This window comes from Rhodococcus (subgen. Prescottella) equi, assembly GCF_003013675.1.
Classification (GTDB): domain Bacteria; phylum Actinomycetota; class Actinomycetes; order Mycobacteriales; family Mycobacteriaceae; genus Prescottella; species Prescottella equi.
Window position 1 is genome coordinate 1,431,321 of record NZ_CP027793.1, and the last position, 11,943, is coordinate 1,443,263.

Below are 11,943 nucleotides of genomic sequence, written 5' to 3' on the forward strand. Positions count from 1 at the left end.
CCCTCGTATTGCGCCTGCTCTAGGCGGACGGGCTGAACCGCCGCAGCCGGAGGCTGTTGCTGACCACGAACACGCTCGAGAACGCCATCGCCGCACCGGCGAGCATCGGGTTCAGCAGACCCGCCGCGGCCAGGGGGATCGCCGCCGCGTTGTAGGCGAACGCCCAGAACAGGTTCCCCTTGATGGTGCGAAGGGTCTTGCGGGACAGCTCGATCGCGTCGGCGGCCGAGCGCAGGTCGCCGCGAACGAGGGTGATGTCGGCGGCTTCGATCGCGACATCGGTGCCCGTGCCCATCGCCAGGCCCAGATCGGCCTGGGCGAGAGCGGCCGCGTCGTTCACACCGTCGCCGACCATCGCGACAACCTTGCCCTCGGCCTGCAGGTTCTTGACGGCGTCGACCTTGTCGCCGGGCAGCACCTCGGCGACGACGGTGTCGATGCCCACCTGCGCCGCCACGGTGCGGGCGACGGTCTCGTTGTCGCCGGTGAGCAGCACCGGGTTCAGGCCCAGTTGCTTGAACCGGCGGACGGCGTCCGCACTGGTGTCCTTGATGGCGTCGGCGACCACGAACACGGCGCGGGCCTGTCCGTCCCAGCCTGCGGCGATCGCGGTGCGGCCCAGCTTCTCGGCCTCCCGCTTCGCGCGGGCGAGGTCGTCGGGCAGGTGCTGCGACCAGTCCGCGAGCAGACTCTCGCGTCCGGCGACCACGGCGTGGCCGTCGACGATGCCCTGCACACCCTTGCCCTCGACGTTGACGAAATCCTCGACGGAGGGCAGGGAGCCGACGCCCTCGGCGGCTCCTGCCGCGACCGCCTGCGCGATCGGATGCTCGGACGCGTTCTCGAGCGCGCCCACCAGGCGCAGCGCCTCGTCGCGGTCGACGCCGTCGGTGGTGACGACGTCGATCAGCGTCATCTTGCCCGTGGTGACGGTGCCGGTCTTGTCGAGCACGATGGTGTCGACGCCGCGGGTGGTCTCGAGAACCTCAGGACCCTTGATGAGGACGCCCAGTTGGGCGCCGCGGCCGGTGCCGACCAGCAGCGCGGTGGGGGTTGCCAGACCGAGGGCGCAGGGGCAGGCGATGATGAGCACCGCGACGGCGGCCGTGAACGCCATCTGCAGGGGGTTGCCGGTGCCGATCCAGTAGCCCAGGGCTGCAACGGAGATCGCGATCGCGATCGGGACGAACACACCGGCGATGCGGTCGGCGAGGCGCTGCACCTCGGCCTTGCCGTTCTGGGCGTCCTCGACCAGCGCGGCCATCTGCGCGAGTTGGGTGTCGCCACCGACACGGCGGGCGCGCACCACGAGCCGTCCGCCCGCGTTCACGGTGGCGCCGACGACGTCGTCGCCCACTCCCACCTCGACGGGCACAGATTCGCCGGTGAGCATGCTCATGTCGACGGCCGAGTTGCCCTCCACGACGACGCCGTCGGTCGCGACCTTCTCGCCGGGCCGGACCACGAAGAGGTCGTCGACGCGCAATTGGTCTGCGGGAATGCGGGATTCGACGCCGTCGCGCAGCACCGAGACTTCCTTGGCGCCCAGTTCGAGCAGAGCACGCAGTGCCGCACCGGCGGTTCGCTTCGACTTGGCCTCGAAGTATCGGCCCGCGAGCACGAACGTGATGACACCGGCCGCGACCTCGAGATAGATGTTCGCGGCGCCGTCCATCCGGTCGACGGTCAGCTCGAACGCGTGCTTCATCCCGGGGGTGCCGGCGGTGCCGAAGAACAGTGCGTACAGCGACCACGCGAAGGCTGCGGTGGTGCCGAGCGAGATGAGGGTGTCCATGGTCGCGGTGCCGTGGCGCAGATTCGTCCAGGCCGCGCGGTGGAAGGGGAGGCCGGCCCACACGATCACCGGGGCGGCGAGGGTGAGCGAGAGCCACTGCCAGTTGTCGAACTGCAGGGCCGGGACCATCGCCATCGCGATCACCGGCACCGACAGGATCGCCGAGACGATCAGACGGGTGCGTAGCGCGGTGAGTTCGCGATCACGCGGATCGTCGGTGGGGCCGGACTCGTCGGCCGAGGGGGGAGTGGGCAGGGTCGCGGTGTAGCCGGCGTTCTGCACCGCGGTGACGAGGTCGTCGGTGCTGACACCCTCGGGGAAGGCGATCTTCGCCTTCTCGGTGGCGTAGTTGACCGTAGCGGTGACGCCCTCGATCTTGTTGAGCTTCTTCTCGACTCGGGCGGCGCACGAGGCGCACGTCATACCGCCGATCGCGAGTTCGATGGTGTCGTTGCGGCCGGTGGTGAGATCGGCGGTAGTCATCAGTGTCCTCCTTCGTGACCGTCGTGAGGTGCGGGTACGGATCCTGTGGTCGATGGCGCGGTCGCCGGTCCGACCGGAACGGTGAACTCGGCGGTGTGGACGGTGCCCCGGTGCTGGAAGTCGAGGAACAGTCGGTAGGTACCGACGCTCGGGGCCTGTGCGTGGAACGTGACGTCCGGGCCGCGCGCGGTGACACCGTCGCCGGGTTCGCCTTCGGGGTGCACGTGCAGGTAGGCCAGGTCGCCGGTGCGCAGCGCGACCAGGTGGCCGTATGCGCCCAGGTAGGGATCGAGATCAGTGACGGGCGCACCGTCGCGGGCGACCGTGAGCGTCAGCGGTCCGCCTGCGGTGCCGAGGTCGCCGTCGAGGGTGACGGTGTAGCCGTCGACCGTCGCCGTGCGCGACGGGGTCGGCAGTGCCGCCGGCTGCAGATCGCCGCCGACGTCGACGTTCCGGCCCAGGGTGAGTTGGCGGGGAGCGCCGCTCGCCTGGAAGTCGGCGAACACGCGATACGTGCCGCCCGTGGGCCAGGTCCAGTCGATCGACCATGTGCCGTCGGGCCCGAGCGTGGGGTGGACGTGTCGGAACTGGCTGGTGTCCGAGCGGACGACGATGAGGTGCAGCTGCTTCTCGTGCAGGTCGTCGTACCCGCGCACCGGCGCTCCGTCCGCGTCCAGGATGCGGAAGCTCAGGGTGCCGGCCTGGCCGGCGCTGGTGGGCGAGGTGACCTCGCCGAGGGTGTAGCCGTCCTGCGAGACCTGTAACCCGGCGGGGGCACTCGAGGCGGGCTCGGGGTCCGCGGCCGCGTGGCTGTCGGAGTGTGTGCTCGTCATGTCGATCGGACTTCCCGTGACGGCGCCCACGCCGAGGGCCGCGGCGAAGACGACCGCGAGCCCCCCGGCGTAGGCGATGAGCGTGGTGGACGTACGCATCGGATTCCTCAGATCGGCTGGGCGGTGTAGCCCGCCTCCTCGACCGCGGCGGTGACCGCGTCGACGGGGAGGGGTGCCGCGGATGTGACGGTGAGGCGGCCGGACTTCAGATCGACCGCGACGTCGGAGACGCCGCCGATCGCGCCGACCTCTTCCTTGACCGAGGAGACGCAGTGTCCGCAGGTCATTCCGGTGACGGTGTATTCGGCGGTGCTCATGTCGGACTCCTTGCTTAGGTACCACTACCCGGTGTGGGTACTTCGTTCTGACATCTCGAAGGTACCCCTGGGGGGTATCCCCTTGCAAGGGATTCGAAGAGATCTGCGTCACTGCGACGAAGTGTGACGAGGGTCCCCGGGCGCATCCGGGCTGCGTGTGGTTGACTGGTCCTCGGTCGTAGTTTTTGTGTTTGTGTTAGTCCACGCTCGCAAATCCTGAAGTTGCGGGCGGACGGGTTCTCTCTCCGAGAATCGACGAAGCCGCCGTGTGACACCGGCCCGGGAACCCCTGACCTGGAGTTTCCCGAGTTTGCACTTCGTAAGAGAGAGAAAGAAACATGGCAGAAGGCACCGTGAAGTGGTTCAACGCTGAAAAGGGCTTCGGCTTCATCGCGCCCGACGACGGCAGCGCCGACGTCTTCGTCCACTACTCGGCCATCCAGACCAACGGCTTCCGCACCCTCGAGGAGAACCAGCGCGTTCGCTTCGAGATCGGTCAGGGCAACAAGGGCCCGCAGGCCACCGACGTCACCGCGGTCTGATTCCGCTCCCGGTCTGACCGGGATCTGACGTGCACGGGGCCCCATCCGCGAGGATGGGGCCCCGTTTCGGCGTTTCACGGCCGGATTCGTGGCACCGGTCGCCGGTTCGGAAGTAGGGTTCGGCAACCGCTCAGGTGACCGAAGGGACAACGGTGGCTGCCTACGAACTGCGCGCACTCGCGGACCGTGCCGAGATCGGCGACGTGCTGCTCCGCTACTTCCGGGGCGTCGATCGCCGCGACTGGAACCTGGTGCGTGGCTGCTTCTTCGAGGATGCGCACAACGACTACGCGCCGTTCTACCAGGGCGGGCTGGACGACTTCATGCAGTTCCTCGCGGACCCGGGCGGGTTCGGCCTGTTCGATCGCACGTTCCATTTCACGGGGAATCAGCTGATCGAGCTGGACGGTGACACCGCCGACGCCGAAACCTACGCGATGGCGCAGCACACCAGTGCGGCCGACGCGGGTCACGCCACCCGCAACTTCCTGGTCGTGTGGTTGCGCTACCTCGACCGGTTCGAGCGCCGCGACGGCCGGTGGGCCATCGCGGATCGCCGGATCGAGGTCGACTGGATCCGTAACGATGTCGGCGGCGGTTGGATGGACGTGCCCGGTCAGGCGCCGCGGTAACGCTCGGCGACCAGCGCGTGGTGCGCCGCGCGGCGTCGGCACTCGTCACGTAGTTCCGGGGGATCGAGCACCGTGAAGTCGACGTCGAACGCGCTCAGCCAGCGGGCGATCGACGACGGCGATTCGCCCGCCAGGGCAATCACGCACCGACCGTCCGGCGCGTCTTCGAGCGTGCCCCACGCGGCGTCCACCATCGGCGCGATGTCCCCGATCGGAGCGTGCAGCAGCACTCGGGCGCGCACCCGCGTCACCGCTCGGCCGATGCCGCGCGCGACGAACTCCGCGGCACCGCCGGGCGGGAGTGCGCGAGGGGTGAAGCGCGGTCCGGTGGGAATCCTCGGATCCATGCGGTCGACGCGGAACGACCGCCAGTCCTCCCTCGACAGGTCCCACGCCATCAAATACCACCGAGATCCGGAGCGGACAAGGCGATACGGCTCCACCTCTCGGCGGCTCTCGCCGCCGTCGTGCGTCCGGTAGTCGAAGCGGAGACGCTCGTGGCCGTGGCACACCGATGCGATCGCGGACAGCACCGCGGCGTCCACCGCGCTGGGCGCGGGTTCGCGCTGCACGACGTCCACCTGCAGTGCCTCGAGTCGGTGTCGCAGCCGTGACGGCATCACCTGCCGCAACTTGGTGAGTGCGCGTACCGACGACTCGCCGATGCCCACGACCGAGCCCGTCGCGCCGGACTGCAGCCCGAGCGCGACGGCGAGCACCTCGTCGTCGTCGAGCAGCAGCGGCGGCATCTCCACGCCCGCGCCGAGCCGGTACCCGCCCCCCACTCCGACGGTCGCGTCGACGGGGTAGCCGAGGCCGCGCAGCTTGTCGACGTCGCGTCGCACGGTCCGTGGGGTGATGTCCAGGCGCTCGGCCAGTTCCACGCCCGACCAGTCCCGTCGGGTCTGGAGCAGGGAGAGCAGCCGGAGCAGCCGTGCCGAGGTTTCCCGCATGCGTCGAAGTATCCCGGAGATTGCGGACGCCAGGTGTCCGCAATTGCTCCTAGCTTTCGTGGTCGGACGAAACGAATCACGAAAGCGGGAGGCGGAAGCGATGCACGCGATGATCCGGACGGTGGGTCTGACCAAACGATTCACGCAGGGCAAGAACACGGTGCAGGCGGTCGTGGACGTCGATCTCGACGTCGCCGAGGGCGAGCTGGTGGCGCTGCTCGGACCCAACGGTGCGGGCAAGTCGACGACGCTGCGCATGCTGACGACACTGCTGGAGCCCACCGCGGGTCGCGCCGAGGTCGCCGGCTTCGACGTCACCGCGGATCGCGACGAGGTGCGGCGCCGGATCGGCTACGTCGGCCAGGGGAGCGGGGCCGGGCACAATCAGCGCGTCCGGGACGAGCTGGTGACGCAGGGACGCTGTTACGGCATGACGAGGCAGGCGTCGGACGCACGCGCGAACGAACTGCTCGCGGCCCTCGATCTCGACGACCTCGCCACCCGCAAGGTCAGCACGCTCTCCGGTGGACAGCGCCGACGTCTCGACATCGCGCTCGGACTGGTGCACCGGCCGCCGCTGCTGTTCCTCGACGAGCCGACCACCGGAATGGACCCGCAGAGCCGGGCCAACCTGTGGGATCACATCCTGCGCCTGCGGGAGTCGATGGGCACCACGATCGTGCTCACGACGCACTACCTCGAAGAGGCCGACGCGATGGCCGAACGCGTGATCGTCATCGATCGCGGCACGGTGATCGCCGACGACACCGCGTCCGCACTCAAGGCGGATCTCGCGGGCGACCTGTTGACGGTGGGCTTCGACGACGCCGTCGCGGCCGCCGAGGCGGCCCGGCTGGCCGGGGAGCTCGTCACGGTCCGCGACGTCACGGTGGTCGGGACATCGGTGCGGATTCGTACGAGCGAGGGCGACGCGACGCTGCCGGAGCTGCTCCGGAGAAGCGAACTTTCCGGCCTGCGTGTCACGACCGCCGACATCACGCGGCCGACCCTCGACGACGTCTTCCTGGGCCTGACCGGACGCAGCCTGCGAGAAACGGCCGCCGCATGAACGTCTTCCCTTCCACACCTCTCGCCTTCCACACTCCAGGAGACCTCTCATGACCGGAATCGTGCGCGACAGTGGCATCGTGATGGCCCGCGAACTGCGACCCACACTGCGTGACCCGGTGAGCGTCGTGTTCAGCCTCGCTCAGCCGTTGATCCTGCTGGCGCTGTTCGGCCCACTCCTGAAGAACGTCCCGGGCATGGGCGAGGGCGTGTGGAACTGGTTCATCCCCGGTGTGCTGGTGATGATCGCGATCTTCGGGACGTCGATGACGGGCTCGAACCTGCTGATGGAGATGCAGCAGGGCTCGCACGAACGGATGCTGGTGACGCCTCTGCACCGCTCGGCGCTGCTGATCGGCCGGGCGGCGAAGGAAATGGTTCCGCTTGCCGCGCAGGCGGTCCTGATCATCCTGGTGGCGTTGCCACTGGGTCTCGACGTCGATCCACTCGGCGCGGTCGTGGGCATCGCGGTGCTCGGCGTGTTCGGGGTGGGCTTGGGCGCACTGTCGTACGCGCTGGCGCTCGCCGTGCGGGATCAGGACTGGATGTTCTGGGTGGTGCAGCAGACGCTGATGTTCCCGATGCTCATCCTGTCGGGCACGATGCTCCCCCTCGACGACGCCCCGAGCTGGATGCGCGCTCTGGTCGCGATCAATCCGCTCGGGTACGTCGTCGACGCCGAGCGCGCGCTGTTCGCGGGCGATCTCGCGTCCGGGCCGGTGCTGTCGGGCGTGATCGCAGCCGCCACCGTGGCGGCCGTGGGCCTCGGTGTGGGCGTGCGGTCCGTCCGCTAGCCGGAAGTGCCGCCTGAGGTGCGTTTTCGTCACCTCGGGCGCACCGCCTATTGTTGGAACCTGTGCTTTCCGTCGTTCCTCGCCCCGTCACCGTCCGGGCGCCGTCCAAGGTCAACCTGCACCTGTCGGTAGGTGACCTGAGGGAGGACGGCTACCACGAGCTGCGCACCGTCTTCCAGGCGCTGTCCCTCGCGGACGACGTGTCCGTGATCGCGTCGGACGCGCTGTCGGTCCGTGTGCGCGGTGAGGGCGCCGAGTCGGTGCCCACCGACCACACCAACCTCGTCTGGAAGGCCGCCGAGATGCTGGCCGCCGAGGCGGGGATCGCGCCCGACGTGGAGATCGCGATCGTCAAGGGCATCCCGGTGGCGGGCGGAATGGCCGGCGGCAGCGCCGACGCGGCGGCCGCGCTGGTCGCGCTCAACGAACTGTGGCGGCTCGGGCTCGATCGGGACGCCCTTTCCGTGTTCGCCGCCCGCCTCGGCAGTGACGTCCCGTTCTCCCTGCACGGCGGCACCGCCGTCGGCACCGGGCGCGGCGAGAAGCTGCTGCCGGTGCTCTCCCGCGATTCGTTCCACTGGGTGCTCGCCCTCGCCAAGGGTGGACTGTCGACGCCGACGGTGTTCCGTGAACTCGATCGACTTCGCGTGGAGGGTGACCCGCCGCGGGTCGGCGACGTCGACGATCTCATGCACGCGCTCGCGTCCGGTGACGCGGAGGCGCTGGCTCCGCTGCTCGGCAACGACCTGCAGGCGGCGGCGCTGTCGCTGGCCCCCGACCTGCGGCGCACGCTGCGCGCCGGCGTGACGGCCGGTGCGCTCGCGGGCATCGTGTCCGGCTCCGGTCCCACGTGCGCGTTCCTGTGTGCGGATGCCGACGCCGCGGTCGCGGTGGGGGCGGAACTCTCGGGTGCGGGAGTGTGCCGCACCGTGCGTGTCGCGAGCGGGCCGGTGCCCGGCGCACGCGTGATCGACTCCGAGCCGGAAGGCAGCCTCTGATGGCGAATTTGATCAATCTCGAACAGGTTTCGAAGTCCTTCGGCATCAAGCCGCTGCTCGACTCCGTCTCGCTCGGTGTGCAGGAGGGTGAGCGGATCGGTGTCGTCGGCCTCAACGGCGGCGGCAAGACGACGATGCTCGAGGTCCTCGCGGGCCTCGAGGAGCCGGACTCGGGCCGGGTGAGCCGGGTCGGCGGACTGCGCATGGCGGTCGTCACCCAGCGCGGTGTGCTCCCGTCCGGATCGACGGTCGGTGACGTCGTCCTGGGCCCGCTCGGTGTCGCGGACCACGAGTGGGCCGGTGACGCCCGTATCCGTGGCATCCTCGCCGGTATCGGCATCGACAACCTCGGGCTCGACGCGTCGGTCGACGGGCTGTCCGGCGGTGAGCGGCGTCGCGTCGCCCTGGCCGCGGCGCTCGTGCAGGAACTCGATCTGCTGGTGCTCGACGAGCCCACCAACCATCTCGACGTCGAGGGTGTGCAGTGGCTCGCCGAGCATCTGGTGTCGCGGCGCTCCGCGCTCGTGGTCGTCACGCACGACCGTTGGTTCCTCGACACCGTCGCCACCCGCACGTGGGAGGTGGTGGGCGGCAAGGTCGAGAGCTACGAGGGCGGCTACAACGACTGGATCTTCGCCCGCGCCGAACGTGCCCGGCAGGCCGACGCCGCGGAGGAGCGGCGCCAGAATCTCGCGCGCAAGGAACTGGCGTGGCTGCGCCGCGGACCGCAGGCCCGCACATCCAAGCCGAAGTACCGGGTGGAGGCGGCCGAGGCGCTCATCGCCGACGTGCCCGCCCCGCGTGACAGCATCGCGCTGGCGTCGTTCGCGAAGCGGCGGCTGGGCCGGGTGGTCATCGAACTCGAGGATGCCACGCTCACGACGCCGGACGGCCGCGAACTGGTGCACGACCTCACGTGGCGGCTGGCGCCCGGCGAGCGCGTCGGCCTGGTCGGTGTCAACGGCTCCGGCAAGACGACGCTGCTGCGCACTCTCGCAGGCGAGCTGGAACCGGCCTCGGGCAAGCGGATCCAGGGCCAGACCGTCAAGATCGGCTGGCTCCGACAGGAACTCGACGACCTGCCCACCGACATGCGGGTGCTCGACGCGGTCAAGGACGTCGCGGAGCGGATCACACTGGGGGACAAGGAGATCTCGGCCGGTCAGCTCGCCGAGCGCCTCGGCTTCGCCCCGGCCCGGCAGCGCACGCCGGTCGGCGATCTCTCCGGTGGTGAGCGCCGCCGCCTGCAGCTCACCCGCGTCCTGATGGCCGAGCCGAACGTGCTGCTGCTCGACGAGCCCACCAACGACCTCGACATCGACACCCTGCAGCAGCTCGAGGACCTGCTCGACGGCTGGGCGGGCACGATGGTCGTCATCTCCCACGACCGCTACCTCATCGAGCGGATCTGCGACACCACGTGGGCGCTGTTCGGTGACGGCAAGCTCACCAACCTGCCCGGTGGCATCGAGGAGTACCTGCGCCGACGCGCGATCCTGGCCCAGAAGCCGGAGAACGTAGCGCAGTCGGTGGCGTCGACGGCCGGAGCGGCCGCTCCGAAGGTGGCGCGCGACGGCGCGGCCGACCGCGCCGCCCGCAAGGAACTGTCCCGGCTCGAGCGTGCGGTCGCGAAACTCGACGAGCGCGAGGCGAAGCTGCACGCCCAGCTCGCGGAGGCCGCGACCGATCCGGCCAGGTTGATGACCCTCGACGCCGAGCTCAAGCAGGTGGTGGCCGAGAAGGAAGCGGCCGAGGAGCAGTGGATGGAGCTCGCGTCCGAACTCGACTGAGGCGGGGCGGTATCGCTGCCGGGCAACGATAATCGCACTACACACCTCATTCGGGCGCGCGGGCGGATAGCCTGCAGTTGTCACCGTACGCGCGGGTGGAGGGCGGGCATCGTGGATCTGGAGGCGATAGCCGAGATCAGTCGGCTCAAGTACCGGTACGTGCGCGCTCTCGACACCAAGTCGTGGGCGGACTTCGCGGAGACACTCATGCCGGACGTCACCGCCACGTACGCGGAGCATCTGCGGTTCGACTCGCGCGACGCGTTCGTCTCCTTCCTGCAGGACACGCTCGGCCCGCACGTGATCACCGAACACCACTGCGGGCATCCCGAGATCGACGTCCACGGCGACACCGCGACGGGAATCTGGTACCTGTCCGACACCGTCGTGGTGCCGGGCGATCAGATGGTGATGCACGGCGCCGCCTTCTATCAGGACCGCTACACCAGGGACTCGGCGGGACGGTGGAAGATCGCCGCCACGACGTACGAGCGCACCTACGAATCGGTGTACTCGCTGGTCGACGTGCCCAGTTTCCGTCTCACCTCCAACCGCTGGGCCCTCATCGGGTCGCCGCAGCCGGGGGTGTCCGGGGTGGCGCCGTGACCGCATTCCCGCCCGCCGGTGCCCTGCCCTACCTGACGGTACGCGGGGCGCGGGAGGCGCTCGAGTGGTATCGGAAGGCTTTCGGGGCTGAGGTCGTGGGCGAGCCGATCGTGATGGACGACGGGCGGATCGGACATGCCGAGCTGCGCCTGCCTACCGGGTTGATCTACCTCGCGGAGGAGTTCCCGGAGATGGGGCTGACGGCCCCCGAGTCGGGTGCCACCTCGGTGAGTCTGATGCTCCCGGTCGACGACACCGATGCGGTGCTCGAACGTGCCCACGACGCGGGCGGCACCGTCGAGCGCTGGATCTCCGAGAACTACGGTCGGCGCAACGCGACGCTGATCGACCCCTTCGGGCATCGCTGGATGCTCTCGGGCCCGGCGAAGGGCGACTCCGCTCGATAGGGTCGGTCGGTGGCCGTTCCGTCTCCCGCCGACTTCCCCGACACCCGCAGCTGGATCCGCGCCATTCCGGGCGCGGCGACGTCACCGCCGCCGAGCGGTCTGCCGATGCCCGGCGACCCGAACCTGCCCACCGACCCGGTCGCGCTGTTCGTGTCGTGGCTGGGGGAGGCGGTCGCCGCGGGCGTCGCGGAACCGCACGTCGCGACGCTGTCGACGGTCGATCCGGCGGGCGATCCGGACGCCCGGACGCTGTTGCTCAAGGACGTCACCGAGCGGGGATGGTGGTTCTCGAGCGACCGGCGGTCGCCGAAGGCCCGTCAGCTCGGCGCGCATCCCGCCGCGGCACTGACCTTCTACTGGCGCGAACAGGGCCGTCAGGTGCGGGTCTGCGGTCGAGTCGAGCGGGGCGACGCCGACGTGACCGCCCGCGACTTCCGCGAGCGGTCGATCACGGCGCGGGCGGCGGCCGCGGCGAGTCGGCAGAGCGAGATCCTCGCCGACGCCGCAGAGTACGACGCTGCCGTCCGGGCCGCGGAATCCGACATGGAGGCCGACCGATCGTTCGTTTCGGCAACCTGGCAGGCTTGGTGTCTGGTTCCGGCGACAGTCGAGTTCTGGCACGCAGACCCGGGCCGACGGCACCTGCGTGTCCGCTACCGACGCCTCCGTCCCCCGGAGGGGTCGGGTTGGCGCTCCGACGCGTTGTGGCCGTGAACAGTTCGACA

The 11,943-nt window shown here is 69.7% G+C and carries 13 protein-coding genes; 9 read left to right on the top strand and 4 right to left on the bottom strand.

From position 1 onward, the window contains the following. Positions 1 to 19: 19 nt before the first annotated feature. The 3 genes from C7H75_RS06910 to C7H75_RS06920 are packed head-to-tail and all read right to left on the bottom strand — an operon-like array spanning position 20 to position 3,428. A complete protein-coding gene (locus C7H75_RS06910; protein ID WP_013415225.1) occupies positions 20 to 2,278 on the bottom strand; it encodes a heavy metal translocating P-type ATPase in 2,259 nt (752 codons plus the stop codon). Then, positions 2,278 to 3,210, bottom strand: coding sequence for a DUF8832 domain-containing protein (locus C7H75_RS06915; protein WP_106851133.1), 933 nt, complete (start codon positions 3,208 to 3,210; stop codon positions 2,278 to 2,280). The genes C7H75_RS06910 and C7H75_RS06915 overlap by 1 nt, the downstream gene beginning before the upstream one ends. 8 nt (positions 3,211 to 3,218) lie before the next feature. After that, entirely contained in the window at positions 3,219 to 3,428 is a 210-nt protein-coding gene (locus tag C7H75_RS06920) for a heavy-metal-associated domain-containing protein (protein WP_005514751.1), read from the bottom strand. Positions 3,429 to 3,766: 338 nt separating this feature from the next. Between C7H75_RS06920 and cspE the strand changes: the two genes are divergently transcribed. Next, entirely contained in the window at positions 3,767 to 3,970 is a 204-nt protein-coding gene (cspE, locus tag C7H75_RS06925) for a transcription antiterminator/RNA stability regulator CspE (protein WP_005514750.1), read from the top strand. Positions 3,971 to 4,122: 152 nt separating this feature from the next. Next, positions 4,123 to 4,602 carry a nuclear transport factor 2 family protein gene (locus C7H75_RS06930; RefSeq protein WP_226347406.1) on the top strand — a complete coding sequence of 160 codons (480 nt, stop codon included), beginning with the start codon at positions 4,123 to 4,125 and terminating at the stop codon, positions 4,600 to 4,602. On the opposite strand, the gene C7H75_RS06935 is transcribed toward C7H75_RS06930, so the two are convergent. After that, positions 4,587 to 5,555: a helix-turn-helix transcriptional regulator gene (locus C7H75_RS06935; RefSeq protein ID WP_081183113.1), complete on the bottom strand. Its 969-nt coding sequence runs from the start codon at positions 5,553 to 5,555 to the stop codon at positions 4,587 to 4,589. The two genes, C7H75_RS06930 and C7H75_RS06935, sit on opposite strands and share 16 nt — an antisense overlap. A 109-nt stretch (positions 5,556 to 5,664) precedes the next feature. On the opposite strand from C7H75_RS06935, the gene C7H75_RS06940 reads away from it, so the two are divergent. The 7 genes from C7H75_RS06940 (at position 5,665) to C7H75_RS06970 (ending at position 11,932) form a co-directional block, all read left to right on the top strand. After that, positions 5,665 to 6,624, top strand: a complete 960-nt coding sequence (locus tag C7H75_RS06940) for an ATP-binding cassette domain-containing protein (protein ID WP_013415228.1) — start codon at positions 5,665 to 5,667, stop codon at positions 6,622 to 6,624. Between the two features lie 49 nt (positions 6,625 to 6,673). Next, positions 6,674 to 7,417 (top strand): ABC transporter permease, encoded by a 744-nt coding sequence (locus C7H75_RS06945; RefSeq protein ID WP_013415229.1) that lies wholly within the window; start codon positions 6,674 to 6,676, stop codon positions 7,415 to 7,417. 62 nt (positions 7,418 to 7,479) lie between these two features. Further along, positions 7,480 to 8,415, top strand: coding sequence for a 4-(cytidine 5'-diphospho)-2-C-methyl-D-erythritol kinase (locus C7H75_RS06950; RefSeq protein ID WP_106851134.1), 936 nt, complete (start codon positions 7,480 to 7,482; stop codon positions 8,413 to 8,415). Beyond that, on the top strand, positions 8,415 to 10,205 hold the full coding sequence (locus C7H75_RS06955; RefSeq protein ID WP_069856135.1) for an ABC-F family ATP-binding cassette domain-containing protein: 1,791 nt from the start codon (positions 8,415 to 8,417) through the stop codon (positions 10,203 to 10,205). The genes C7H75_RS06950 and C7H75_RS06955 overlap by 1 nt, the downstream gene beginning before the upstream one ends. A 111-nt stretch (positions 10,206 to 10,316) precedes the next feature. Further along, positions 10,317 to 10,811: a nuclear transport factor 2 family protein gene (locus tag C7H75_RS06960; RefSeq protein ID WP_005514743.1), complete on the top strand. Its 495-nt coding sequence runs from the start codon at positions 10,317 to 10,319 to the stop codon at positions 10,809 to 10,811. Then, positions 10,808 to 11,218: a VOC family protein gene (locus C7H75_RS06965; protein WP_005514741.1), complete on the top strand. Its 411-nt coding sequence runs from the start codon at positions 10,808 to 10,810 to the stop codon at positions 11,216 to 11,218. Before C7H75_RS06960 ends, C7H75_RS06965 begins: the two co-directional genes overlap by 4 nt. A gap of 9 nt (positions 11,219 to 11,227) precedes the next feature. Next, positions 11,228 to 11,932, top strand: a complete 705-nt coding sequence (locus C7H75_RS06970; RefSeq protein ID WP_106851135.1) for a pyridoxine/pyridoxamine 5'-phosphate oxidase — start codon at positions 11,228 to 11,230, stop codon at positions 11,930 to 11,932. The last annotated feature ends 11 nt before the right edge of the window (positions 11,933 to 11,943 follow it).